We start from the raw sequence: 24,414 nt of genomic DNA on the forward strand, positions 1-24,414 counted from the left end.
ACACGGTGGAGACTGTCCGGTACGCGGTCAGGTCACACAAAATGCGTGCCCTGTCGGAGGAGAGCGCTATCTTCTCCGCCATGCCATTGATCACAGTCACCGACGAGGTCGTCGGAGCGCCGAGCGGACCCGCATGGACCATCGAGGTCTTCGAGGAAGAGGTACGCCTCGACGAGCTGATCCGGCGACGCGTCTTCCTGGAGATCGCCGAGTCCGGCGTGGACGCCGATCCGGAGGAGCGCACCCGGACGACGCTGGAGGCGTTCGGCCGTAACGCCTTCGTGGTGCTCGTCGACGACCGCCAGGTAACCGCCCTGGACGAGAAGGTCCGCCTGCACGCGGGATCCCGCGTCACCTTCCTCAAGCTCGTCCCGCTGGTGGGTGGCTGAATGAAGACGTACGACCCCGAGTCGGCCCTGCGCGATGTGGCCGCCACCGCCAAGAAGTGGTGGGGCCCGAGCGCCCAGAACCTCAACGAGACCGCCAAGCAGGAATTCGTCGACCGGGTGGTGACGGTGTGCGGCTGGGCACCGGCGGGGACGGTCCCGGCGCTGCTCGCCGCGCTCAAAGATCCGCACGGGCCCTACGATCTCGCTGCGCCGTTGGTCGAGCTGCTGCCGGAGGCCACCCGGAAGGTCGAGTCGGTTGCCGCCGCCGTGGCCGACCTGACCGGCGACGACGCGGATCACGACAGGCGTGTCGCCGCCGCTTCCACCCTGATCGACAGCCTGCCGCACCTGCCGTACCAGCACGAGGAGCCGTGGGACCGGGCCCGGGGCGAGGCGTGGCGCCGGACGGCGGAACTGCTGGCCGCGCAACCGGCACCGGTACGGCAGGTGGTGTTCGACGCGCTGGCGGTGCCGGGGCTCAACAAGGACGGGGCGAGCAAGCTGATCACTGCCGCGCGCTCCGGCGGCGGGCTCGACGGCTCGGCCTGGCTCGGCCGGCTCGGCACTCAAGCATGGCTGGGATTCAATTACTGGAGTTGGCACCTCAAGCGGTTCACCTGGGAGGCCATCCAGGCGGAGGCCTCGGCCGGGCGGGTGGATCCGGCGGCGTTGGCGACCTGGCGGCGGACCCGGATCGAGCGTTCCTCCAGCGACACGAGCGACGAGGCCGATCGGATGTGGCCGATCCCCAACGTCGGTGAGCAGTGGGCCGACCGCGCCGTCGCGGACATCGAGGCGATGCCGGCGGATCGCCGGTCCGCGTGGGAGGCGCTGCTGGCGCACTGTCCGGTCGAGGTGGACAAGGCGAAGCCGACGGCCGGTTGGCGCAAGCAGGCTCGGTCGCTGCTCGACGCGGTGGGCGTCGACGATTTCACCGCCCGGCTCGACGACTGGCTCCCGCTCGTCGGGCAGGCGCGCAGCCTGCCGCTGCGCATGACCACATGCTGCCCCGGCCACATCAAGGACATGCCATCACGGATGATCGACCGCTACAACGTCGGGCTGCTGTGGGGCCTGATCTGGATGCGGACGATGTGCCCGCCGTCGGAGGAGAGCCTGCGCAGCCTCGGCCAGATCGCGGAACGGGCCGCCCGCAAGATCTCCGGCCACGGCCCGGCGAGCCCGAAACTGGCGAACGTCGCGGTCGCGGCGCTCGTCGACACCGATCACCCGGCCGCGCTCGCCCAACTGGCGCGGCTGTCCTCGCGGCTGACCTACAAGAGCACCCTGCGCCTGGTGGAGAAGGGGCTGACCCGGCACGCCGAGGCGCGCGGCGTCAGCCGGGAGGACGTCGAGGAGATGGCCCTGCCCGGCTTCGGGCTGCCGCTCGCGGACAAGCTGGGCGACTGCTCGTACGAGCTGGAGGTGCGCGGTGTCGACGCCGTAGTGGTGTGGCGCAACGCCGACGGCAAGGTGGTCAAGACGCCTCCGGCCCAGGTGCGCAAGGAGCACGGCGAGGAGGTGAAGGAGCTGAAGGCGACTGTCGTCGACGTCGCCGCGACGCTCGTCGCCACCCGCGACCGGCTGGAAGGGCTCCTGCGGCGCGACCGTTCGTGGACCGTCGAGCAGTGGCGCGAACGGTTCCTGGACCATCCGCTGGCCCGTACGCTGGCCCGGCGTCTGGTCTGGACCGTCGATGGCGTCGCCTGCTGCTGGGCCGGTGAGGCGCTGCGAACAATGGACGACACCGTGGTCGAGCCGGCCGACGAGGCGACGGTCCGGCTGTGGCATCCGGTGCTCGACCCCGACGCGGTGGGGTCGTGGCGAGACTTCCTCAGCCGGCACGGGATCACCCAGCCGTTCAAGCAGGCGCACCGGGAGCAGTACCTGCTCACCGACGCGGAGCGGGCCACGGGCATGTACTCCAACCGGTTCGCCGCGCACATCGTGCGTCAGCACCGGCTCAACGCGCTGCTGTCCCGGCGCGGCTGGTCGTACGTCCAGCACCGCAACGATGGGGCCTCGTACGACCTGCCCTGGCTGGCCCTCCCGGACTGGGGGCTGCGCGCCGAGCTGGGTGTCGCCGGGATCGAGGACCGGGGCGACGACCTCGTGTTCGACACGATGGGGACCGACCAGCTGTTCTTCATCCGGGGAGAGCGCCTGCCGGTTCCGCTGGCGGAGGTGCCGCCGGTCGTGCTGAGCGAGGTGATGCGCGACGTCGACCTGTTCGTGGCCGCGGCCGGGGTGGGCGCCGACCCGAACTGGTACGACGGCGGGCCGGAGGGCCGGTACCGCGACTACTGGGCGGGGAGCAGCTTCGGCGAGCTGACCCCGACCGGCCGCACACGCCGGGAGGTGCTGGCGGACCTGATCCCCCGGCTGGCGATCGCCGGCCGCTGCACGCTCACCGACAGGTTCCTGGAGGTACGCGGCGACCTGCACACGTATCGGATCCACTGCGGCTCGGGGAACATCCTGATCGCCCCGGACGAGCGGTACCTGTGCATCATCCCGGACTCGGCGAAGGCGAAGGAGCCGGAGATGTACCTGCCCTTCGAAGGCGACAGCCGGCTCACCGAGATCATCAGCAAGGCGTTGCTGCTTGCCGCCGACAAGAGGATCAAGGATCCGGTGATCCTGCACCAGCTGTGAGGCCGCCGGCGGGCGCCGGGCCCAGGTTCAGCCCGGCGCCCGCTTCGGCAGCAACAGCTCCTCGTGGTCGAGTTCGCGCTCCAGCACGCGCAGTTCCTCGTCCGGCAGCCGCCCGGAGTCGCGCCACCGCAGCAACTCCTCCCGCTGCGCTTCGAGGACGCTCCGGCGGACCCGCAGCGCCGTCTCGTACTCCGGTGAGGTGGGCAGCTCCGACGAGCCGCTCTGCTGGATCAGGTCGAGCCGCCCCCGGTAGCGGGCCAGCCGGGTCTGCAACTGGGCCCGCGTGGTGTCGACGGCGACCCGGCTGTCCGGCTCCTCGGCGACGACGGTGTCGAGGCGTGCCAGCGCCGCCTCCACCGCTGCCGAGCGGGCCTCGTTGCGTACCCGGGCCTGGTCGGCCTCGTTGGCGCGCAGGCCGAGCATCCGCACGAGCGGCGCGAACGTCAGGCCCTGCCCGACCAGCGTCACCAGGACGACCACGAACGTGCAGAACAGCAGCAGGTCACGATCGGGGAAGGGGTCTCCGCTGCGGGTGGTCAGCGGCAGCGTGAAGATCGCGGCGAGGCTGATCACGCCGCGCGTACCGGACCAGCTCAGCGCCACCACCTCGCGGGCGGTCAGCCCGCGGGCGTTGCGGTCGACGCCACCGAGCCGGCGTGCGGCGTCCGGCTCGTCGGTGTCGTCCTGCTCGGCGACGCCACCCAGCCGGGTGTGCAGCGACCGGGGGAGCCACTGGGTCAGGATCAGCCAGGCGGGACGCAGGAGCAGCACCACACCGACCGACACCGCGACGGCGATGACGATGGTCGACGTCTCGTACTGGCGCAGGCCCCGCACGACGGCGGGGAGCTGCTGGCCGATCAGCAGGAAGACGAAGCCTTCGAGGAGGAAGTCGACGAGCCGCCACACCGCGTTCGTCTGGAGGCGGGCGGCCCCGGAGCCGAACTGCGGCGTCTGGTGGCCGACGATCAGGCCGGCGACCACCACTGCCAGCACGCCGGAGACGTGCAGCGCCTCGCCCAGCAGGTACGCCACGAACGGTGTCGCGAGCGAGATCGCGTTGGACAGCAGCGGGTCCGCGGTGAGCGGCCGGACCAGTCGTTTCGCCCGGGCGACGACCACGCCCACCGCGATGCCGCCCGCCGCCGCCAGCACGAACTGCCCGATCGCGGCGTGGAACGAGAACTCGCCGCCCACGGCGGCGGCCACGGCGACGCTGAGCATGGTCAGCGCGGTGGCGTCGTTCAGCAGTCCCTCGCCCTGGATGATCGTGACCATCTTCGGCGGCAGGTTCACCCGGCGCCCCACGGCCAGGGCGGCGACCGGGTCGGGCGGGGCGACGGCGGCGCCGACAGCGATGCCTGCGGCCAGCGTCGCGCCGGCCACGAACAGGTGGAACCCGACGCCCACGAGCAGCCCGGTGAGCAGTACCAGCACCACGGAGAGGCTGACCACGATCCGCAGGTTCCGGCGGATGTCCAGCAGCGACGAGTCGAGCGCGGCGCTGTAGAGCAGCGGCGGCAGCACGACCATGAGCACCAGCTCGGGATCGAGCCCGATGTTGGGGCCGGGGAGCAGCGCGTACGCGATGCCGATGAGGGGCAGCAGCGCGGCCGCCGGCAGGCCGGTCCGGGATGCCACCCACCGCACGGCGATGACGACCGCGACGGCGGCGAGCACGAACAGCAGTGTCGAATGGGTGCTCACCCCGACCGACACTACCGGCGCCGAGATCACCAGGCGACGCGGACTGCACCGTCAACCAGGGGTTGACGGGTAGGAGTCGTCAACCTATGGTTGACGCATGGAGGAGACCGAACCGCTCAAGATGACCCATCCGGTACGCCTCGACGACCTCATCGACGGCATCAAGAAGGCACACACCGACGCGCTCGACCAGCTGGCCGACGCGGTCCTCGTCGCCGACCACCTGGGCGACGTGGCGGACCACCTGATCGGGCACTTCGTCGACCAGGCGCGCCGCTCCGGCGCCTCGTGGACGGAGATCGGCCGCAGCATGGGCGTCACCAAGCAGGCCGCCCAGAAGCGTTCCGCCGCCAAGGCGGAGACCGCCGCCGCGCTCGACCCGAACTCCGGGTTCGGCCGCTTCACCCCGCGCGCCCGCAATGTGGTGCTGGCCTCGCAGGAGGAGGCGCGGGCCGCGGGCAACGCCGAGATCACCCCGGGCCACGTCGCGCTCGGACTGCTCGCCGAGCCGGAAGGACTGGCCGCCGCGGCGATCGTGGCTCGGGGCGTACCCCTGGAGCGGCTGCGGGAGGTCGTCACCGCGACGCTACCGGCGAAGGCCGACCCGGTCCCGGACCTGATCCCCTACGACGCGCGGGCCAAGAAGGTCCTGGAGCTGACGTTCCGGGAGGCGCTGCGGATGGGGCACAACTACATCGGTACGGAGCACATCCTGCTCGCCCTGCTGGAGGAGGAGGGCGACGACGGCGTGCTGCGCGGCCTCGGCCTGGAGAAGTCCGAACTGGAGTCGGCGTTCGAGGCGGCGCTCGCCGAGATCACCCGGAAAGGGGCCTGACCTCGCGCCGGGCACGCGTCACGGGGGCGCGTGCCCGGCGTCCGGGTCGTCAGCCGGCGACGGGGAAGCCGTACCGGGCGGCGTGCTCCGGGTCGGCGGGGTCGACCTGGCGGATGCCGGCGTCGGCCAGCCGCTTGTTCACCTCGTCGAGGTGCTCCCGGACCAGCCGGGCCTCCTCCTCGGTGACCCGGCCGCGGTGCGGGCGCCCGGCGTGTTCGATGGTGCCGTAGTCGATCCTCTCGGTGGCGCGGCGGGCCTTCGGCGGCTTGACCCGCTCGGCGGTCCGCAGCAGCTGCGCCATCGGCACGTCGGTCGCCATCGCGTCGAACTCGCTGGCGGTCAGCACCACCCGGCGCGGCTCACCGTGGCCGTGCCGGTCGTGGATCTCCACCACCGCGACGTCGAGCGCCGCGTCGTCGATGCTCTCCACCTCGACTGCGGTGGCGTCCAGCTGCACGGGGCCGGCGACCAGGTCCGGGTGCTCCAGGACGACGACCTTGACCACCTCGTCGTCGGGGCTGAGCACCTGACCGGTGAAGTCGGAGACGTGGATCGTCTTCTTGCCCATGCGCGGAGCTTCTCCTGTCGTAGGCCGGAAATCGGACCACAAGACGCTACCGCACAGGTGTGCGAAGGCCGGTACGCCGCCCGGCCGGTGTGTCGCCGCCCGCCCTCAGAGGGGCGTGAGGCCACGCCAGGAGGCGGTGCCGGCCGGTTGCGCGTTCAGTTCGGCCCAGGAGAGTCCCCGGACGCGGGCCTCGCGGTACGCCGGCTGCGCCGGAAACCGTCCGGCGTCTGCGGCGGCCCGCCAGCCGCGCTCCGGGTCCTGCTGGAATCGGTCATTCGGTTCGTGAGGCATGACCACTACCGTCCCAGAGAAACTTGTCCATGTATGAAAATGAATATGACGCAGGGTCGATGCCTTCGGTTCCGTGAAGCGCCGGAGTTCCTGCGGCCGGGGGCGGAAGCAGGGATCGGCGTCCGTCGCTGGCGTGCCGACCCTCTACCCATCGGCCGCACGTCTCAACCCCCGCGCGATCGCGGAATTCGGCGGACACGAGCGCGGCGTCCCGGCGTACCATGATCACGTGCTCGACCGGCGGGTCTTCCTTCATCTGGCGACCTGGTTGGGGCAGTGGCCGGCGGGCCCCGGGCTGCACGTGGTCCGGTCCCACCGCCGCGCCCGCCCGGCCTGGGACGGGCGGCTGCGCCCGGCCGTCGCGGTGACAGCGGACGGCAGCACCGTCCTCTCGGTGGCCGCCGACCGGGTCGAGGCGGTCCGGACCCTGGTGCGCGACCGGCCGCTCGGGGAGTGGCTGCCCGACCTGCCGGGCGCGGTCGGCACGCCCGAGTTCGTCGCGCACACCTCGGTCTTCCGCTGGTGCACCGACCCGGCGCCGCTGCCGGAGGTGGGGGAGTGGGTGCCGCCCACGCTGCCCGGGCTGCCGCCGTGGCTGCGGCTGTTCGACAGGGAGGTGCTGGTGGTCCGCGGCGCCGACGGCGCGTACCGGGCCGGCGTGGGGATCAAGCGGCACGACGCGTACGGGCACGAGCTGGCGGTGGGCACGGTGCCGGCGGCGCGCGGGCGTGGCCTGGCCCGGCGGCTGGTCGCGCAGGCGGCCCGCCGGGTGCTCGACGAGGGGGCGATCCCCACCTACCTGCACGACCCGGGCAACGCGGCGTCCGGCCGGGTGGCCGAGGCGGCCGGGTTCCCGGACCGCGGCCTCACCGCGTTCGGCGTCTTCCCCCGCTGAGCCGGCCCGGCATCCCCGGCCTGGCGCGGACCGTGGATCCCGGGCCGGATCCACGGTCCGCTGCTCTCCCCCCCCAGGCCCCGACATCGGTAACGCTATGTGTTAGTGCCGGTGGTCAACAAGGGGTGTGCCACTGTCCGGTTGCGGACTCTCACCTGCGCAATCGCTGTCAGGCGCGGTGGTGAGATCAGTGACGCAGCGTGTGGATCAGGGTGAGCGCCTGACGTGTGACGGGTCGCAGCACGCGCAGCCGGGACAGCCCCACCAGCCGGTCCACGAGCGGCACCACGCCGTCGATGAGCTGCCGGGTCTTGACCTGACCGTCCGAGCGGTCGTGCACCCAGTAGAGCACCACCCCCATGTAGCCGAGCCAGAGCAGCTCGGGCAGCGCCTCGCGCAGCTCGTCGTCGAGCTTGACGGTGGACCCGGTGAGCGCCTCGCGGAACAGCGCGATCGACATGTCCCGGGGCTCCGACGACTCGGCGGAGAACGGGCTCAGCGGCGAGGTCGGCTCGGCCGCCGTCTTGAAGAAGGCGCCAGCGAACGCGTGGTACGGGCTCAGCACGTCGATGCCCGCGTGCAGCACCCCGGCCAGGCGCGGGCCGAAGTCCCGCTCCCGGGCGAGCACCGTGTCGGCCGCCGCCCGGTGCTCGCGCTGGGTGCCCGCGTAGAACTCCTGGACCAGGTGCTCCTTGGAGCCGAAGTAGTAGTAGGCGTTGCCCACCGCCACGCCCGCCTCCTGGGCGACCGCGCGCATCGTCGTGCGGGCGTATCCGCGCTCGCGGAACAGCCGCATCGCGGTGTCCAGGATCAGCTGGCGGGTCTGCTCACCCCGGGCCGTCGACCCCTGGCCAGCCGCAGCTGTCGTCGGCGCACTCTGCTCGGTCATCGTCGTCACCGTATCCCGGTTCCCGGATCCGCTCGCGGACCGCGGAGGCCGCCGCCACCACCTTGCGGGCCAGCGGCAGCAGGTGTGGACGGGCCAGCCGCTCGGCCGTGCCGCGGTGCTCGGCCAGCGCCCACAGGCAGGCGAACCAGGCGCCGTCGCCGCGGTAGACCGCGCCGGTGTCGGCGACCACCGTCAGGTCGCGCAACGTCGCGTCGTGGTCCAGCCCGGGGAAGCGCCGCCGGGCCTCGGCGGAACCGGCCGGCACGAACTCCAGCGGTACGAGCTGGGCGCGCGAGGCGAGCCAGCGCCGGGCGGCCCGGCACATCGGGCAGTCCGCGTCGAACAGGACGGTGAACCCGCGGATCCCACCGGCCCCGTGCCCGGTGGGATCCTGCGGGTGCCCGCCCGGGGCGGACGTCACCGGGCCGGCGGGTTCGGACCCGCCGGTACCGGTCCGCCCTGCGGCGGGAGCATTCTGACCGGCGGCAGCGGTGGGTGGGTGGCCTGCTGCCGCAGGCGGCCGCGCCGGTAGCGGCCGAGCGCGAAGACGTTGAAGAAGTGCAGCGCGCCGAGCACCAGCAGGACGAATCCCACCTTCATGGAGAGCTGCTCCAGTGCCTGGCTGGTGTCGCCGACCGGACCGGACTCCTTCATCGCCACCGTGACGTAGCCGAGGTTGAGCAGGTAGAAGCCGACCACCAGCAGGCTGTTGACGGCCTCGGCCAGCCGGCTGTCGGCGAACACGTCCTGCAGGAACACCAGCCCGTTGCGGGACAGTGCCCGCGCCACCCAGACGGTGAGGCCGATGCTCACCGTCAGGTAGGCCAGGTACATCCAGACCTTCACGTCCATCCCCGTAGCCTCTCTTGAACGTGTTCAAATCGCTGGCGCACTGAGCGTACGACAGATTTTGAACGTGTTCAAGAGGGCGGCCCGCAGCCCTTCCGGGCAGCGGGCCGCGTGGGGGTGCGGGTCAGGCGGTCAGGCCGAGCGCGTCGGCGGCGGCCCGGCCGTTGGCGTGACTGGCGCCGTGGGTGGCGACGAACGCGCGCGCGCCCGCCGGCCGCCACGCGCCCGGCCAGCCCATCTCGACCACAGTCACCCGATGCGTGGCGGCCAGCGCCTCGACCAGCTCGCGCGCGCCGGGCAGCCGGTGCAGGTGCCGCCCGACCAGCACGACCGGCCGGTCCCCGGCGAGCCGCCGCACCTGCTCCGGGTCGGTCTCGCCCGCCACCGCGCGCGCCTGCTCGATCCCGGCGGCCAGGTGCGGGCCGAGTCCCCACGGCACCCGCCCCTCGGCGATGGTGGAGGTGGCGTGCACCTGCACCACCAGGGGAGCGGTGTCGCGGGTGAGGTCGCCCTCCACGCGTACCGCCCGCAGCGCGGCGGCGTAGCCGAGGCCGTCTGCGGCGGGCGGCGGGGCGTCGGCGGGCCCGGTGGCGGCGGCGAGCGCGGCGGTCCGGCCGGCCGCCTCCTCGACCCGCCCACGCGCCAGCCGTCCGTCGGCCATCGCCGCGACGATCTCGGCGGCGACCGACTCGACCAGCTCGGCGTCCACCCGAGCGCCGATGCAGAGCAGGTCCGCGCCGGCGGCCAGGGCCCGGACCGCGCCCGCGCCGACCCCGCCGGCGGCGAGCACCGCGCCCTTCATCTCCAGCGCGTCGGTGATCACCGCGCCGGTGAAGCCGTACTCGACGCGCAGCAGGTCGTGCAGGACCGCGCGGCTGAACGTGGCCGGGCCGTCGCCGGTCAGCGCCGGCACCCGGATGTGCGCGGTCATCACCGCGCGGACGCCCGCGTCGACCACGGCGGCGAACGGCGGCAGGTCGCGTTCCCGCAGGACGGCCGGCTGCACGTCGACAGTGGGCAGCTCGTGGTGGGAGTCCGCGACTGTGGCGCCGTGCCCGGGGAAGTGCTTGGCGCAGGCGGCCACACCGGTCGACTGGAGACCGGCGACGGCGGCGGCCGAGTGGACGGCGACCCGCTTCGGGTCCGCCCCGAACGAGCGGGTGCCGATCACCGGGTTCTCGTCGGCGGTGTTGACGTCGACGGTGGGGGCGAGGTCGACGGTGATGCCCAGCGCGGCCAGCTCCGCGCCGATCGCCGCGTACACCCGGCGGGTGAGATCGGGGTCGTCCACCGCGCCGAGCGCGGCGTTTCCGGGGTACGGGCTGCCGGTGGCGTGCGCCAGCCGGGTGACGTCGCCGCCCTCCTCGTCGATCGCGACGATCACGTCGGGGCGGCCGGCACGCAGCGCCGCCGTGGACGCCGCGACCTGGGCCGGGTCGTGGATGTTGGTGCCGAACAGGGTGTGCCCGGCGAGCCCGTCGGCGAGCAGGTCGACCGCCCAGCCCGGCGGGACCGGTCCCGGGTACGCGGCAAGCAGCGTGCCCAGCGCGAGCCGGCGCAGTCCTGGATCCAGACCCACGAGTATCCCCTTTCCCTGCCGGGTCGTCCGACCTCCGCGCATGGGGGTGGCCGATACGCTAACGGGCGCCCCTCGGCAGGCGTTTTGTGGTTAGAAAACTTTACTGAAAATTGAGGACGACGGCATGAGTGCGACCCGGCTGCCCGGTACCCCCCGACTCCTGCGGGCGCTCAACGACCGTGCGGCGCTGGAGCTGCTGCTCGAGCGCGGCCCGCTGACCCGGGCCCGGATCGGTGAGCTGACCGGGCTGTCCAAGGTCACCGCGTCCCAGCTCGTCGAGCGGCTGGAGGAGCGCGGCCTGGTCGCCCGGGTCGGCGAGCAGGCCGGCGGGCGGGGCCCGAACGCCCAGCTCTACGCCGTCCGGCCGAGCAGCGCGTACGTGGTGGGCGTCGAGGTGGGCGCGGAACGGGTGGTCGCCGCCTGCGCCGACATCACCGGCACCGTGGCCGGACGGGTCGAGCAGTCCACCAGGGACACCGACGACCCGGTCGGCGTGGTGCACAACGCCGTGGTCCAGGCGGCCGCCAGTGCCGGGGCGGAGCTGTCCGCCGTCCGGCGCGTCGTGCTCGGCACCCCCGGCCTGGTCGACCCGCAGACCGGTGACATCACGTTCGCGTTCAACCTGCCGCGCTGGCACAGCGGCCTGCTCGCCGCGCTGCGCGAGGACCTGGACACCCCCGTCGTGTTCGAGAACGACGTGAACCTCGCGGCGGTGGCCGAGGCGCAGTCCGGCGCGGCCCGTGGCACCGCCGACTTCGTGCTGGTCTGGGTGGACGCGGGCGTCGGCCTGGCGATCATGCTGGGCGGCCGGCTGCACCACGGCAGCAGCGGCGCGGCCGGCGAGATCGGTTACCTGCCGGTACCCGGCGCGCCCATCCCGCGCGATGTGTCCAAGCGGGCCAAGCCGGCGTTTCAGCAGCTCGTCGGCGCCGACGCGGTACGCGCGGTGGCAGCCGAGCACGGGTTCGCCAGCCCGGAGGCGGCCGAGCAGGGCGTCGCGGCGGCCCGGGCCGCCGAGGTGGTCCGCGCGGCGATCGCGGCCGGCACCGCCGGTGGGCCGATGCTCGACGAACTGGCCCGGCGGCTGGCGCTCGGTGTGGCGAGCACCTGCGTGGTGCTGGATCCGCCGCTGGTGGTGCTCGCCGGCGCGGTCGGCCAGGCGGGCGGGGCGGCGCTGGCCGAGCGGGTGCAGCACGAGGTCGCCGCGATCACGCTGGTCCGGCCCCGGGTGGTGACGACCGGGCTGACCGAGGAGCCGATCCTGCGCGGCGCGCTGCGTACCGCGCTGGACGCCGTACGCGACGAGGTGTTCGGCTCGACGGTCGGCTGACCGCGTCGTGCACCCTGGCGCCATGTGAAGGAATCCTTCATCATGGCGCCAGGGTCCGCAAGGAGTTGCCGGATCGCGGCTCCGGTCAGATCAGGTCACGGCGGCGGAACACCGTGAACGCCGCAGCCACCAGCGCGCCGGTGAGCCCGAGCAGCACCACCAGGCCCGACGTCCAGGTGAGCGTGTAGGAGCCGTCGCAGTAGCCGGAGATCCCGGAGCCGCAGGCATTGTTGTCCCACAGCCGGACCTCGCCGGACAGCCAGGCCGCCAGGTGGCTGGACAGCATGTACCGGTCCGGCCGGCCGACCTCCAGGATCTGGAACACCAGCCGGGCACCCAGCTCCCACACCACCAGGTACGCGGCCACCGTGCCGAGCGCCGCCGAGGTGTGCCGGCCCAGCGTGGCCACGGCGAACCCGAGCGCCGCGGCGAGCAGCACCAGCACCAGCCCCCGCGCCCAGATCGCGGCGAGCGACGGCCAGAAGTCGCCGCCGGTGCGCCCGACCAGGCCGGAGGCCTGGCCGATCAACCAGAACGCCCCGAGGTACGCCACCGACGCCAGCACCGAGAGGCCGAGCAACCCGCCCAGCAGCGTGCCCAGCTTCGCGGCGAGCACCGTCGGCCGCCGGGGCCGCCACAGCAGCAGGTTCACCACCCCGCCCGAGTTCAGGTCGGCCCCGATGTAGGAGGCGCCGACCAGGAACCCGAACAGCGTCAGGAACGCGATCAGGAAGTAGAGCAGCGGCTCGGCCTCCTTGGCGAAGACGAACACACCGCTGAGGTAGTCGGCAGCGGTCGGCAGCTCCTCGATCTGGGCCGGGTCGATCTGGGCGCAGTCGCGCGGCAGATAGTCGTTCTCGCCCAGCGGTAGCCCGCCCTCCCGGATCCGCAGGCAGCGGTCGTACGCCATCTCCATCTGGCGCACGCTCTCCGCCGCCTGGGTCTGGGCCCGGCTCAGCTCCGCCGGGCTGGGCCGGTGCGAACCGGCGAGCGTGGTCGCCACCGTCACCGCGAAGGCGACAGCCAGCAGCACCACCATGAGCTGCACGAAACGCCGGGCGGCCAGCCGCTCCAGCTCGGCACGGACCAGGTTCACGCGTCCACCTCCCGGGTCTCCCGGACGTCGAGGTCGATCACTCCGTCGTTCGGCGGAGCGCCGTCGACCTGCCGCGGCACCGCCACGTGCTCGTGGCCGCCGGTCAGCTCCAGGAAGACGCTCTCCAGGTCCGGCCGCAGCGGGACCAGCTCCCGCACCCACACGCCCTGCTCGCCGAGCGTCCGGCTGATCGTCTCCGGATCCTCCACACCGGTCACCACCAGGTGGTCCGGCGCGACGGCCACCGACAGGCCGGCCCGGCCCAGCAGCTCCCCGGCCCGCTCCGGGTCGGCCACCCGGACCCGCCACTGGTGCTGGTCGAAGCCGGCCAGCACCTCCTGCACCGGCCCGTACGCGACCCGCTGCCCCCGGCTCACGATCGTCACGTGGTCGCAGATCAACTGGATCTCGGCCAGGATGTGGCTCGACAGCAGCACCGTCACCCCGGCCTCGGCGAGCGACCGGGTCAGGTCGCGCATCTCCCGGATGCCGGCCGGGTCCAGCCCGTTCGCCGGCTCGTCCAGGATCAGCAGCTCCGGGTTCTTCAGCAGGGCCGACGCGACCGCCAGCCGCTGCTTCATGCCCAGCGAGTAGCCCCTGACCCGCTCGTCGCCCCGGTCGCGCAGCCCGACCTGCTCCAGCACCTCGTCCACCCGGCTGGTCGGCACACCGCCTGCGAGCGCCAGCAACCGCAGCGTCCGGTGCGCGGTGAAGTTGGCGAAGAACTGCGGGCTCTCCACGATCGCGCCGACCCGGCCGGCCACGTCCGGCAGGTGCTCGGGGGACTCGGCGCCCAGCACGCGCATCCGCCCGGAGTCCGGCCGGACCAGCCCCAGCAGCGCACGCAGCGTGGTGGTCTTCCCGGACCCGTTCGGCCCGAGGAAACCGTGCACCTGGCCCGCCTCGACCAGCATGTCGAAGCCGTCGACGGCGACCCGGCGCCCCTGGCGCAGCGTGTGGAACGTCTTGCGGAGGCCGGCGATCTCGATGACCGCGCTCATCCGCGCGCCTTCCGGCAGCGGTCGGGCATGGGTGTCCTTCCGGAAGTGGTGACCAACGACACGGCGCCCCACCCTATGGCGGCGGCGCCGCCCGTGGGGGGCGCCGGGCCGGGTGCGTGATTGGATGGAGCGGTGACTGGTGACCTGATCCCCGGCGCCCCGGGCGCCCCCGCCCCCTCGACCGTGGACGCGGATCTGGTGGTCAGCCTCGACGGGGTCGTCGTCAAGCGTTCCGGCACCGCGCTGGTGCACGACGTCGACTGGCGGGTCGAGCTGGACGAACGGTGGGTGGTGCTCGGGCCGAACGGCGCGGGCAAGACCACGCTGCTCAACCTGGCCGCCGGCCGGCTGCACCCGACCAGCGGCGTCGCGCACGTGCTCGGCGAGCGCATCGGCCGTACCGACGTCAACGAGCTGCGTACCCGCATCGGTCTGTCCACCGCGACGCTCGCCGAGCGGATCCCCGCCGAGGAGCGGGTCGTCGACGTGGTGGTGACCGCCGCCTGGTCGGTGGTCGGCCGCTGGCGGGAGAGCTACGACCGCACCGACGTGGCGCGCGCCGCCGCGCTGCTGCGCCAGCTCGGCGTCGGACACCTCACCGACCGCACGTACGGCACGCTGTCCGAGGGCGAGCGCAAGCGCGTGCAGATCGCCCGCGCCCTGATGACCGACCCGGAGCTGCTGCTCCTCGACGAGCCGGCCGCCGGGCTCGACCTGGGCGGGCGCGAGGACCTGGTGGCCCGGCTGGCCGAGCTGGCGTACGACCCGGACGCGCCCGCGATGGTGCTGGTCACCCACCACGTCGAGGAGATCCCGCCGGGCTTCACCCACGCGCTGCTGCTGCGCGAGGGCGGCGTGGTGGCGCAGGGCCTGCTCGCCGACGTGCTCACCGCCGACAACCTGTCGAAGACGTTCGGCCTTCCGCTGGTGGTCACGCGGTCCGGCGACCGCTGGGCCGCCCGCGCCGCCTGAGCGGCGGGACGACACCGTGCCGCAGACCCGGATCGCCGTCGTCGGCAGCGCCAACATGGACCTCGTCGGCATCGGCGCGGCGCTGCCCCGGCCCGGCGAGACGGTGCTGGGCGACGACTTCGTCATGGTGCCCGGCGGCAAGGGCGCCAACCAGGCCGTCGCCGCGGTACGCGCCGGCGCGTCCTGCGTCTTCCTCGGCGCGATCGGCTCGGACTCGTTCGGCGTGACGCTGCGGGCCCGGATGACCGCGGCCGGCGTGGACACCGGCCACCTGCGGGTGGTCTACGGCCCGTCCGGCGTCGCGCTGGTCATGGTCGGCGGCGCGGGGGAGAACGCCATCCTGGTCACCCCCGGGGCGAACGCCGCGTTCACGTCGCTGACCGCGGACGAGCTCTCCGCCGTACGCGATGCGGATGTGCTGGTCGCGCAGCTGGAGGTGCCGGTCGAGACGGTGACCGAGGCGGCGCTGGCGGCCCGGTCGGCGGACACTCGGGTGGTACTCAACGCGGCGCCGGCCCGATCGGTGCCGGCCGAGCTGCTGGCGGCGACCGACCTGCTCGTGGTGAACGAGCCGGAGGCGCAGGCGCTGACCGGTCGCGGCCGGGACGAGCCGGCGGCGCTGCTGGACCTGGTGCCCCGGGCGGTGCTGACGCTCGGCGGCGACGGCGCGTGGTACGTCGACCGGGACCGGCCGGCGACACACGTGCCGGCGGTGCCGGTGGACGTGGTCGACTCGACCGCCGCCGGGGACGCGTTCACCGCCGCGCTCGCGGTGGCCTGGGGCGAGGGTCGGGACCTGGCCGACGCGGTGCGCTGGGCGGCGGCCGCCGGTGCGGCGTGCGTACGCAAGCTCGGCGCCTCGGTCGCGCTGCCCCATCGGGCGGAGATCGACGAGCTGTTCCCGGCCGGCTGAGCCTCAGCCGGCCGGTTCGTCGGTGAGGCGCTCGCCGCGCCGGCGCAGCATGCCGAGCCCGGGGATGCCGGCGACCGCGAGCTTGAGATCGCGCGTGACGTCCAGCAGGTCGTGCAGGTCCGGGCCGACCCGGTCCAGCGTGGCCAGGATCGGCAGCACGTCCGAGGTGAGGTGGTCCTTGAGCTTCGGCAACTCGTCCACGAGCCGGATCGCGGCGGTCACCTCCTCCGGGCTGAGCTGCTCCACGAACCGCGCCGCCATCGGCGCGGCCCGCCGCAGCGTCGCCTCGTACGCGGCGAGCAGCTCGTTCGCGACGCCCGTCGCCTTCTCCGCTGTCGCGAGCGTGCCCGCCGCCCGCGCGGTCACCGTCTCCGCCTCGGTCACCACCCCTGCCGCGCCGCGGGCCACCCGGTCGGCCTCGCCGACCACCACTGCCGCCGCCTCGGAGACCCGCTGCGCCTCGCCGACCACGGCAGTCGCCGCGGCGGCCACCTCGGTCGCCGTGTCGATCGCCGCAGTGGCGGCGGCGCTGATCACCGCCACCTCGCGGACCGCCGTCTCCGCGCCGGTGAGCACCCGGTCGGTGCGGTCGAGCGCGCCCTCGATCCGGTCCACCACCCCGTCGATCCGCCGGACCAGCGCCTCCACCTGGTCGAGGACGGCGAAGGCCCGAGCGGGTACCGAGGCCACCGTGGCGGCCGAGCCGAGCGCCTGGTCCAGTGCGGTACGGGTGAGGCCGAGCACGGCGCCGGGCCGGGGAAGAGGGATCGCCATGACATCCAGTGTGCGGCGTCGCGGCCAGTGCCGCCCGGCGGCGGCCGGGCGGCGACTGTCACTCCGGGCCGCCGACGCGGCGTAGGGTGCCGGCATGCCCACCCCCGGCCCGGCGTCGCGGCGACTGCTCGCCTGCGGCGTGGTCGCGCTGCTCGCCGTCGTCCTGGGCGCTCTGCTCCTGGCCCGCGCCGACGCCGGTCTGAGCACGCGGCGGGCGACGGTGGCGGGAGTGCCGCTGACCGAGGTCCGGGCGGACGGCGTGAGCGGCGACCGGCGGCCCGGGGTGGTGATCGCGCACGGCTTCGCCGGGTCGGCCCGGCTGATGCGGCCGCTGGCCGACTCGGTGGCCCGCCGGGGCGGGATCGCGGTGCTGCTCGACTTCGCCGGCCACGGCGCCAGCCACGCCCGGCTACCCGGCGCGGGCCGGGACGAGGAACGCAGCCGGGCGCTGCTGCGGCACGACCTGGACGTCGCGGTCGCCTGGCTGCGCGGGCGTCCCGGCGTCGACAGGGACCGGATCGTCCTGGTCGGGCACTCGATGGGTGCCGGCGCTGTCGTCCGGTACGCGGTCGCGCATCCGGAGATCGACCGGACCGTGGCGATCTCGCTGCCCGACGGCGGTGACGTGCCGGCGGGCTGGCCGGGGAGGCTGACGCTCGTGGTGGGCGGGCTGGAGTTCGCCGGTTTCCGCCAGGCGGTCGACGAGGCGTCACGGGACGCGGCGCCGGGCACCCGCACGCGGGTGGCGGCGCCCGGCGTCGAGCACGTGTCGGTGCTGTTCGCGCCGCGTACCCACGCCGCGGTTCTGTACGCGCTGCCGAACCCTGCCGGCGGGCTGCCACCGTCCCCGCTGACCCGGCCGGCCGGCGCCGGGCTGCTGCTGGCGGGGCTCGCGCTGGGCTTCGTGCCACTGGCGGCGTTGCTGCCGCGCCGGGCGCGGGCGGGCACCGGCGGTCCGCGTACCGGGCGGTGGCTCGCCGCGACGGTGCCGGCGGCGGGCGTGGGCGCCGTGCTCGCCGCGCTGTTGCCGACCGCCCGGTCGCCGCTCGCCGTGGGCGGATACGTGGCGGTGTTCCTGCTGCTCACCAGCGTGCTGCTGGCCGCCGCGGCGCGCTTCGCGCAACCCCGCCGGCCACCGGCGACCGGGGGTGGCGTCCGGTCCGCTGTCGTCGCCGTCGTGCTCCTCGGGTACGCGGTGCTCGCCGTCGCGCTGCCGCTTCATCTCGGTCTCACCTCGACCGTGCCGGTCGGGGCCCGGTGGTGGCTGCTGCCCCTGGTGACGTTCTGCTGCCTGGCGTTCCTGCTCGGCGCCGAGCGGCTCGCGGACGGCCACGGCGTCCGGTACGCGGCCACCGGCGGGATCGCCGTGCTGGTGCTCGCCGTCGCCGCGGTCATCGGCCTGGCACCCGGGTTCGTGCTGCTGGTGGTGCCCCTGTTCGCGGCGCTTGTGGCCTGGCAGGCGGCCTGGGCCGTGGTGCTGCGCCGCCGGGCCGCGCCGTGGTGGCTGGCGCCGTCGGTAGGGGCGGTGGTGCTCGCCTGGCCGATCGCGACCACGCTGCCGCTCACCTGAGTCGCCGCTATCGGCGGTCGGTCTGCTGCTCCACGGCGCGTTGCACGGCCCGGTAGATCTGCCCGAACCGCAGCGCGTCGGGCGTACGGACCAGCATCGTCTCCCGGCCGTGGTGCTGCACCCACAGCTCGTGCACCCGGTTGCCGCGCTCGTAGGAACGGTCGAGCCAGCCGAGCGGCACCTCCAGGAACGGGGTGAGCGCCAGTCCCACCACCACGAACGCGGCCAGGATGATCAGGGCCAGTTTCCACTCGCCCCGGTCCTGCGCGGACCAGGCCAGCGAGAGCACGCAGACCACCGCGACCAGTGGTGGCAGCGACAGCAGCAGGACCAGCACCCCGCGGCCCAGCACCCGCCCGCGGACGGCGAGTGTGGTGGTGCCGCGCGCGTGCCAGACGTACGTGACGTCGGCGAGCGCGACGGCCTGACCGCCAGCGTGGATGGCCTCGGAGGTGACCTGCACGGCGTCGTCCCGGTAATAGAGGACCATGAATCAGCCTAACCGCGTGTGTCGATGCCGGCGACGCGTGCGCCGGTAGGCTGGCGGCATGACGGACCGGAACGCGGTCGGAACCGGCGGTGACGAGCAGGCGCGCAACGTCGAGGTGGTCAAGCGCTACCTGCGCACCTTCGTCACGAAGGACCTGGCCGAACTGGCCGAGGTGGTCGACGAGGACGTGGAGATCTACGGCTCCGGCAGCGCGGTACGCGGCCGGCGCTACACCGAGGCGGCCGTCTCCTCGCCCGGCCTGACCGTGCTCGACCAGGAGATCCAGGAGATCTTCGCGGCCGGGGACCGGGTGGTGGTGTCGCTGGCGCAGACGTACCGGCGGGACGCGACAGGGGCGACCACAGTGCAGAGCGCCTGCAAGATGTACCGCCTGGCCGGCGGCCGGATCGTCCAGTTCTGGGGCGAGCAGGACACCTACGGCCTGTTGCGCGGGCTGGGCCTGCTGCCGGACGAGCCGATCACGTTCTGACCCGTCGCGGCAGGACCCGTCGCGGCAGGACCGGTCGCGGGACGACCGGTCGCGGGACGACCGGGCGCGGCGGGGAGGCTCTCCACGGCCCGCTGCACCGCCCGGTAGATCTGCCCGAAGCGCATCGCGTCGCGGGTGTGCAGCAGCCGCACCGGGCGGCCCCGCCATTGCGCCCACATCTCCATCTCCCGGCTGCCCCGGGCGTACGAGCGGTCCAGGTGTTCGAAGAGGAAGTCCGCGAGCGGCCCGACGGCGAGGCCGACCAGCACCGAGACGCCGACGATGGCGACGGTGACCACCGCCGAGCGCTGCAGCCACACGGCCAGCGCGATGCCCAGCGCGGCGGCCACCAGCGGCCCGGCGAGCGCGGCCCCGATCGCGCCGCGCCCGGCGAGCACCCGCCAGGAGCGGTCGCCCTGCCGGTGCCACACGGTGGTCAGTTCGGCCAGCGGGTAGCTGCGCCCGTCCACCCGTACCGCGGTGGAGGTGACCTGGACGGAACGGTCGTCGTAGTAGGTGATCATGGCCTCACTCCCGGTGGCGGGGCGGCGGCGACTGCGGCGGCGACCTGGGGAGTCGCCGACACCACACTGTCTACCCCAACGAGGCGAGTCGTAAGGTTGGCACGCGACTTCGACGAGGAAGTGAGGGCAGCGTGGGCGAGTTCGTCAGGCTGGAAGTGAAGGACGGCATCGGCACCATCCGGCTGGAGCGGCCGCCGATGAACGCGCTCAACACCCAGGTGCAGGAGGAGTTGCGCGCCGCCGCGTCGGCGGCCACCGCCGACGCCGAGGTCCGCGCCGTGATCGTGTACGGCGGCGAGAAGGTCTTCGCGGCCGGTGCGGACATCAAGGAGATGGCCGACATGTCCTACGTGGACATGGCGGAGCGCGCGGCCGACCTGTCCAGCGCGCTCGGCGCGATCGCCCGCATCCCCAAGCCGGTCGTCGCCGCGATCACCGGGTACGCGCTCGGCGGCGGCTGCGAGCTGGCGCTGGCCTGCGACTGGCGGATCGTCGCCGAGGACGCCAAGCTCGGCCAGCCGGAGATCAAGCTCGGCATCATCCCGGGCGCCGGCGGCACCCAGCGGCTGGCCCGCCTGGTCGGCCCGGCCCGCGCCAAGGACCTGATCATGACCGGGCGGATGGTCGACGCCGCCGAGGCGCTGCGCATCGGCCTGGCCGACCGGGTGGTCCCGGCCGCCGAGGTCTACGACGCCGCGGTGGCGTACGTGAAGCCGTTCCTGACCGGGCCGGTGCAGGCGCTGCGCGCGGCGAAGGCGGCTGTCGACGGCGGTCTGGACATGGACCTCACCTCGGGCCTGGCCTGGGAGAGCCAGCTCTTCGCAGCGCTGTTCGCCACCGACGACCGGCGCGAGGGCATGGCCGCGTTCGTGGAGAAGCGCAAGCCGGGCTTCACCGGTCGCTGACGCGAGAGCTGTTCACATCCGCGATACCGGCCAGTAGCGTGACCCCGGTCGGTCGACGAAGGGGAATGGCATGACGGAGCGGATCGAGGGCCACGGGGGCGATCTGGCACTCGCGGCACTACGCGCGCACGGCGTACGGGAGATGTTCACGCTGTCCGGCGGGCACGTCTTCCCGCTCTACGACGCCGCGCACAAGGCGGGTTTCCCCCTCTACGACGTGCGGCACGAGCAGTCCGCCGTGTTCGCCGCCGAGGCGGTCGCCAAGCTCCAGCGCCGCCCCGGCCTGGCCGTGCTCACCGCCGGCCCCGGCGTCACAAACGGGGTCTCCGGCCTGACCAGCGCGTTCTTCAACGCCTCGCCGGTGCTGGTGCTCGGTGGACGGGCGCCGCAGTTCCGCTGGGGCTCGGGCAGCCTCCAGGAGATGGACCACCTGCCGCTGGTCGCGCCGGTGACCAAGCACGCCGAGACGGTGTTCAGCGCCGACGACATCCCGCGCGCGGTGTCGGCGGCGCTGACCACCGCGCTCACTCCGCACCGCGGCCCGGTGTTCCTGGACTTCCCGCTGGAGGCGGTCTTCTCCGTCGGTGACGCCGACCTGCCGGCGGTCACGCCGCCGGCCCCGATCGAGCCGGACCCGGACGAGGTGGCGAAGGCGGCCCGCCTGATCGCCGGCGCGTCCCGGCCCGTGATCATCGCCGGCTCCGACGTGTACGCGGGCGACGCCGTCGACGCGCTGCGCGCCGCCGCCGAGTCGCTGCGGGTGCCAGTGTTCACAAACGGGATGGGCCGGGGCGCGCTCCCGCCGGAGCACCCGCTCGCCTTCGCCAAGGCCCGCCGGGTCGCGCTCAAGGGCGCCGACGTGGTCGTGGTGATCGGCACCCCGCTGGACTTCCGGCTCTCCTTCGGCGACTTCGGCGACGCGCAGGTGGTGCACGTCGTGGACGCACCGAGCCAGCGGGCCGGGCACGTGCAGCCGGCCGCCGCGCCGGCCGGTGACCTGCGGCTGATCCTGGGTGCGTTCGCCGACCACACCGGCGACCGGGCCGACCACGCCGACTGGATCGCCGAGCTGCGGACCGCCGAGGACGCGGCGAAGGCCCGCGACGCGGAGGAGATGGCCGCCGAGAGCGACCCGATCCGCCCGGCCCGGATCTACGGCGAGCTGCGCCGGGCGCTCGCGCCTGATGCCATCACCATCGGCGACGGCGGCGACTTCGTGTCGTACGCCGGTCGGTACCTGGAGCCGGCCCAGCCCGGCACCTGGCTCGACCCCGGCCCGTACGGGTGCCTCGGCACCGGCATGGGCTACGCGATGGGCGCCCGGGTCAGTCACCCGGACCGGCAGATCTGCGTGCTGATGGGCGACGGCGCGGCCGGCTTCTCGCTGATGGACGTGGAGTCGCTGGTCCGGCAGAAGCTGCCGGTGGTGATCGTGGTCGGCAACAACGGCATCTGGGGGCTGGAGAAGCACCCGATGCGGGCGATGTACGGCTACGACGTGGCCGCCGACCTCCAGCCCGGCCTGCGCTACGACAAGGTGGTCGAGGCGCTCGGCGGCGCGGGCGAGACGGTGGAGAAGGCCGCCGACCTCGGGCCCGCGCTGGGGCGCGCGTTCGACTCGGGCGTGCCGTACCTGGTGAACGTGCTGACCGACCCCGCGGACGCGTACCCCCGTTCGTCGAACCTGGCCTGACCACGGCGCGTACGGGCCGTCCGCCGGGTGACCGGCGGGCGGCCCGCGGCGCGTCTCAGACCTCGGGGCGGTCCCGGTCGTCCGGCCGGCGCAGTTCCTCCTCGCGGCGGCGCAGGTCCTCCTCCCACAGCCGCAGCCGTTCCTGGTCCTCGCGGCGGGACCGCTCGTCCAGCGAGGCGAGGAACTCCGGGTCGTCGTCCGGGGCGAGCGGCCGGCGGGCCGGGGCGGCCGGACGGGCCGTGCCGGTGACGCCGGCGGTGCCGGCCGGGCGTTCGCGGCCCACGAGGAACCAGGCGATCGAGCCGACCAGCGGGAAGAAGAGAATGATCAGCACCCAGATCATCCGGGGCAGCGCCTTGACCTTCTCCTCGTCGGCGGAGAGGCAGCTGATCAGCGCGCACACGGCGAGGACGATCTGGACCAGGAAGAGCAGCACGTAGAGGCGGGCCATGCCTCATGATGGCTCACCGCCGCTCGTCAGTGCACCCCGCCGAGCACGTGCGCCACGCCGAGCAGCGCCAGTCCGGCCGCGCCGAGCGCGGTCAGCGGCACCGACCATCTGTCGAACCGGCGCGGTCCGGTGCCGGTGGCCCGGTGCCACGTCACCACGAGCACGGCGAGCCAGACCACTACCGCGAGCCCGGCCGGCGCCGCGTCCGCGGGCCGGCCGCCGAACGCCGGCCGGAGCTGGAGCAGCAGCACCGCGGTGAGCGTGAGCAGCGTCCGCCGCCACGCCAGCCGGGTGCGCTCGGGTTGCAGGCCGGGGTCACGGGTCACCGCGCGCCGCCCACCAGCACGGCGGCCACCAGCAGCAGCGCGCCGACCGCGACGACGAGCGCCAGGACGGCCGGGAAGCGGGACGCGGGCAACTCCTCGTTCAGCCGCATGGCGCGTTCGGTGCGTGCCCAGTGGTCGACCGCCCGGATCGAGACGGTGGCGCCGAGCAGCAGCAGCGCGACCGCGAGCCCCTCGCGCAGGTGGGCCAGGCGCAGCGGCGGCAGGAACTGCGCGGCGGCCAGCCCGCCCGCCACCAGCGCGAGACCTGTTCGCAGCCAGGCCAGGAACGTCCGTTCGTTCGCCAGCGAGAAGCGGTAGTCCGGCGGGGTGCCGACCGAACGCAGCTCACGCGGGTCGAACCAGCTCTTGATCGACTCCCACACGCTGCCGATTATCCGCTTTGCCCCGCGCCTAGCCTGGGGGGATGACCGATCTTGACGCGCGCGAGCTGCGTGACGCCTACGACAGCCAGCTTCGTCCGGAGTTGCCCGATCCGGCGCCCGCCGGCGTGACGGTGGAGCGCGACGGCCCGCTGTTCCGCGTGCTCGGCCTCGACCACCGCGGCTTCCTCACCTACCGGACGCTCGACGGCCTGGCCGGCGCCGAGCTGGACGCGCTGATCGCCCGGCAGGTCGAGGTCTTCCGGGAACGGGGCGAGGCGGTCGAGTGGAAGCTCGCCGGTCACGACGAGCCGGCCGACCTGGCCGACCGGCTGCGCGCCGCCGGGTTCGTCCCGGAGGACCAGGAGACGGTAGTGGTCGGCCCGGTCGCGCCGCTCGCCGCCGCCGTCCCGGTGCTCCCCGAGGGGGTACGCCTGCGCGAGGTCACCAGCCGGGCCGACCTGGAGCGGATCGCCGACATGGAGGAGGAGGTCTGGCGGGAGGACCGCAGCCACCTGGTGTACGGGCTGGCCCGGGAGATCGAGGCGGATCCGCAGTCGATCACGATCGTGGTGGCCGAGGCGGGGGAGACGGTGGTCAGTGCGGGCTGGATCCGCTACCAGCGTGGCACCGGCTTCGCCAGCCTGTGGGGCGGCTCGACGCTGCCGCAGTGGCGCAGGAAGGGCATCTACCGGGCGCTGGTGGCGTACCGGGCGCGACTGGCGCAGCAGCGCGGCAAGGCGTTGCTGCAGGTGGACTGCTCGCCGGACAGCCGGCCCATCCTGGAGCGGCTCGGGCTCGTTGCGGTCACCACCTCCACGCCCTACGTCTACACTCCGTGA

Annotated in this window: 27 protein-coding genes; 12 read left to right on the forward strand and 15 right to left on the reverse strand. The window is 73.8% G+C overall.

The window, feature by feature from the left end:
* Window positions 1-80: 80 nt before the first annotated feature.
* Entirely contained in the window at window positions 81-389 is a 309-nt protein-coding gene (locus tag IRY44_RS06760) for a hypothetical protein (protein ID WP_194799597.1), read from the forward strand.
* On the forward strand, window positions 390-3,044 hold the full coding sequence (locus tag IRY44_RS06765) for a DUF4132 domain-containing protein (RefSeq protein ID WP_228531617.1): 2,655 nt from the start codon (window positions 390-392) through the stop codon (window positions 3,042-3,044).
* Between the two features lie 27 nt (window positions 3,045-3,071).
* Here IRY44_RS06765 and IRY44_RS06770 read toward each other — a convergent pair whose 3' ends face one another.
* Window positions 3,072-4,751, reverse strand: a complete 1,680-nt coding sequence (locus tag IRY44_RS06770) for a Na+/H+ antiporter (protein ID WP_281600538.1) — start codon at window positions 4,749-4,751, stop codon at window positions 3,072-3,074.
* Between the two features lie 97 nt (window positions 4,752-4,848).
* Here IRY44_RS06770 and IRY44_RS06775 point away from each other — a divergent pair, with 97 nt between their 5' ends.
* Complete coding sequence (locus tag IRY44_RS06775; RefSeq protein WP_194799598.1) at window positions 4,849-5,586, forward strand: Clp protease N-terminal domain-containing protein; 738 nt, start codon at window positions 4,849-4,851, stop codon at window positions 5,584-5,586.
* Window positions 5,587-5,635: 49 nt separating this feature from the next.
* On the opposite strand, the gene IRY44_RS06780 is transcribed toward IRY44_RS06775, so the two are convergent.
* Both IRY44_RS06780 and IRY44_RS06785 read right to left on the reverse strand, forming a co-directional pair.
* The gene (locus IRY44_RS06780; RefSeq protein ID WP_194799599.1) at window positions 5,636-6,154 is read right to left on the reverse strand and encodes a hypothetical protein; all 519 of its coding nucleotides are present in this window, start codon (window positions 6,152-6,154) and stop codon (window positions 5,636-5,638) included.
* Between the two features lie 105 nt (window positions 6,155-6,259).
* A complete protein-coding gene (locus IRY44_RS06785) occupies window positions 6,260-6,445 on the reverse strand; it encodes a DNA repair protein (RefSeq protein ID WP_194799600.1) in 186 nt (61 codons plus the stop codon).
* Between the two features lie 229 nt (window positions 6,446-6,674).
* On the opposite strand from IRY44_RS06785, the gene IRY44_RS06790 reads away from it, so the two are divergent.
* A complete protein-coding gene (locus IRY44_RS06790) occupies window positions 6,675-7,340 on the forward strand; it encodes a GNAT family N-acetyltransferase (protein ID WP_194799601.1) in 666 nt (221 codons plus the stop codon).
* 187 nt (window positions 7,341-7,527) lie between these two features.
* Here the strand turns inward: IRY44_RS06790 and IRY44_RS06795 are convergent, their stop codons facing one another.
* From IRY44_RS06795 to IRY44_RS06810, 4 genes are all read right to left on the reverse strand, one after another.
* The gene (locus tag IRY44_RS06795) at window positions 7,528-8,229 is read right to left on the reverse strand and encodes a TetR family transcriptional regulator (RefSeq protein ID WP_194799602.1); all 702 of its coding nucleotides are present in this window, start codon (window positions 8,227-8,229) and stop codon (window positions 7,528-7,530) included.
* Window positions 8,168-8,650, reverse strand: coding sequence for a thiol-disulfide oxidoreductase DCC family protein (locus IRY44_RS06800; protein ID WP_194799603.1), 483 nt, complete (start codon window positions 8,648-8,650; stop codon window positions 8,168-8,170). Before IRY44_RS06800 ends, IRY44_RS06795 begins: the two co-directional genes overlap by 62 nt.
* On the reverse strand, window positions 8,647-9,081 hold the full coding sequence (locus tag IRY44_RS06805) for a hypothetical protein (RefSeq protein WP_194799604.1): 435 nt from the start codon (window positions 9,079-9,081) through the stop codon (window positions 8,647-8,649). Before IRY44_RS06805 ends, IRY44_RS06800 begins: the two co-directional genes overlap by 4 nt.
* Before the next feature lie 121 nt (window positions 9,082-9,202).
* Window positions 9,203-10,657 carry a glycoside hydrolase family 3 protein gene (locus IRY44_RS06810; protein ID WP_194799605.1) on the reverse strand — a complete coding sequence of 485 codons (1,455 nt, stop codon included), beginning with the start codon at window positions 10,655-10,657 and terminating at the stop codon, window positions 9,203-9,205.
* Window positions 10,658-10,781: 124 nt separating this feature from the next.
* On the opposite strand from IRY44_RS06810, the gene IRY44_RS06815 reads away from it, so the two are divergent.
* Entirely contained in the window at window positions 10,782-11,987 is a 1,206-nt protein-coding gene (locus IRY44_RS06815; protein WP_194799606.1) for an ROK family transcriptional regulator, read from the forward strand.
* An 85-nt stretch (window positions 11,988-12,072) separates the two neighbouring features.
* Here IRY44_RS06815 and IRY44_RS06820 read toward each other — a convergent pair whose 3' ends face one another.
* Together IRY44_RS06820 and IRY44_RS06825 are read right to left on the reverse strand one after the other, a co-directional pair.
* Complete coding sequence (locus tag IRY44_RS06820) at window positions 12,073-13,083, reverse strand: ABC transporter permease subunit (RefSeq protein WP_194799607.1); 1,011 nt, start codon at window positions 13,081-13,083, stop codon at window positions 12,073-12,075.
* Complete coding sequence (locus IRY44_RS06825) at window positions 13,080-14,084, reverse strand: ATP-binding cassette domain-containing protein (RefSeq protein ID WP_194799608.1); 1,005 nt, start codon at window positions 14,082-14,084, stop codon at window positions 13,080-13,082. The genes IRY44_RS06820 and IRY44_RS06825 overlap by 4 nt, the downstream gene beginning before the upstream one ends.
* A gap of 132 nt (window positions 14,085-14,216) precedes the next feature.
* On the opposite strand from IRY44_RS06825, the gene IRY44_RS06830 reads away from it, so the two are divergent.
* On the forward strand, window positions 14,217-15,056 hold the full coding sequence (locus tag IRY44_RS06830; RefSeq protein ID WP_128138705.1) for an ABC transporter ATP-binding protein: 840 nt from the start codon (window positions 14,217-14,219) through the stop codon (window positions 15,054-15,056).
* 16 nt (window positions 15,057-15,072) lie between these two features.
* On the forward strand, window positions 15,073-15,969 hold the full coding sequence (locus IRY44_RS06835; RefSeq protein ID WP_194799609.1) for a ribokinase: 897 nt from the start codon (window positions 15,073-15,075) through the stop codon (window positions 15,967-15,969).
* Window positions 15,970-15,972: 3 nt separating this feature from the next.
* On the opposite strand, the gene IRY44_RS06840 is transcribed toward IRY44_RS06835, so the two are convergent.
* A complete protein-coding gene (locus IRY44_RS06840) occupies window positions 15,973-16,743 on the reverse strand; it encodes a hypothetical protein (protein WP_194799610.1) in 771 nt (256 codons plus the stop codon).
* A 94-nt stretch (window positions 16,744-16,837) separates the two neighbouring features.
* Between IRY44_RS06840 and IRY44_RS06845 the strand changes: the two genes are divergently transcribed.
* The gene (locus tag IRY44_RS06845; protein WP_194799611.1) at window positions 16,838-18,313 is read left to right on the forward strand and encodes an alpha/beta hydrolase; all 1,476 of its coding nucleotides are present in this window, start codon (window positions 16,838-16,840) and stop codon (window positions 18,311-18,313) included.
* A 7-nt stretch (window positions 18,314-18,320) separates the two neighbouring features.
* On the opposite strand, the gene IRY44_RS06850 is transcribed toward IRY44_RS06845, so the two are convergent.
* Complete coding sequence (locus tag IRY44_RS06850) at window positions 18,321-18,803, reverse strand: DUF6232 family protein (protein ID WP_194799612.1); 483 nt, start codon at window positions 18,801-18,803, stop codon at window positions 18,321-18,323.
* Between the two features lie 58 nt (window positions 18,804-18,861).
* On the opposite strand from IRY44_RS06850, the gene IRY44_RS06855 reads away from it, so the two are divergent.
* Window positions 18,862-19,293: a nuclear transport factor 2 family protein gene (locus IRY44_RS06855; RefSeq protein ID WP_194799613.1), complete on the forward strand. Its 432-nt coding sequence runs from the start codon at window positions 18,862-18,864 to the stop codon at window positions 19,291-19,293.
* Here IRY44_RS06855 and IRY44_RS06860 read toward each other — a convergent pair.
* Window positions 19,239-19,817, reverse strand: coding sequence for a DUF6232 family protein (locus IRY44_RS06860; protein WP_194799614.1), 579 nt, complete (start codon window positions 19,815-19,817; stop codon window positions 19,239-19,241). The two genes, IRY44_RS06855 and IRY44_RS06860, sit on opposite strands and share 55 nt — an antisense overlap.
* A 131-nt stretch (window positions 19,818-19,948) precedes the next feature.
* Between IRY44_RS06860 and IRY44_RS06865 the strand changes: the two genes are divergently transcribed.
* Entirely contained in the window at window positions 19,949-20,722 is a 774-nt protein-coding gene (locus IRY44_RS06865; protein WP_120571337.1) for an enoyl-CoA hydratase/isomerase family protein, read from the forward strand.
* A 70-nt stretch (window positions 20,723-20,792) separates the two neighbouring features.
* Entirely contained in the window at window positions 20,793-22,415 is a 1,623-nt protein-coding gene (locus tag IRY44_RS06870; RefSeq protein WP_194799615.1) for an acetolactate synthase, read from the forward strand.
* Window positions 22,416-22,470: 55 nt separating this feature from the next.
* On the opposite strand, the gene IRY44_RS06875 is transcribed toward IRY44_RS06870, so the two are convergent.
* Genes IRY44_RS06875 through IRY44_RS06885 form a run of 3 tightly spaced genes read right to left on the reverse strand, consistent with a single transcriptional unit; the run spans window position 22,471 to window position 23,575 of the window.
* Window positions 22,471-22,866 (reverse strand): PLD nuclease N-terminal domain-containing protein, encoded by a 396-nt coding sequence (locus IRY44_RS06875; RefSeq protein ID WP_135243658.1) that lies wholly within the window; start codon window positions 22,864-22,866, stop codon window positions 22,471-22,473.
* A gap of 26 nt (window positions 22,867-22,892) precedes the next feature.
* The gene (locus IRY44_RS06880; RefSeq protein ID WP_194799616.1) at window positions 22,893-23,192 is read right to left on the reverse strand and encodes a DUF202 domain-containing protein; all 300 of its coding nucleotides are present in this window, start codon (window positions 23,190-23,192) and stop codon (window positions 22,893-22,895) included.
* A complete protein-coding gene (locus tag IRY44_RS06885; RefSeq protein WP_194799617.1) occupies window positions 23,189-23,575 on the reverse strand; it encodes a YidH family protein in 387 nt (128 codons plus the stop codon). The genes IRY44_RS06880 and IRY44_RS06885 overlap by 4 nt, the downstream gene beginning before the upstream one ends.
* Window positions 23,576-23,616: 41 nt before the next feature.
* Between IRY44_RS06885 and IRY44_RS06890 the strand changes: the two genes are divergently transcribed.
* A complete protein-coding gene (locus IRY44_RS06890; protein ID WP_194799618.1) occupies window positions 23,617-24,414 on the forward strand; it encodes a GNAT family N-acetyltransferase in 798 nt (265 codons plus the stop codon).

The organism is Micromonospora sp. ANENR4, from assembly GCF_015354395.1.
In the GTDB taxonomy this organism is placed as follows: Bacteria; Actinomycetota; Actinomycetes; order Mycobacteriales; family Micromonosporaceae; genus Micromonospora; species Micromonospora aurantiaca.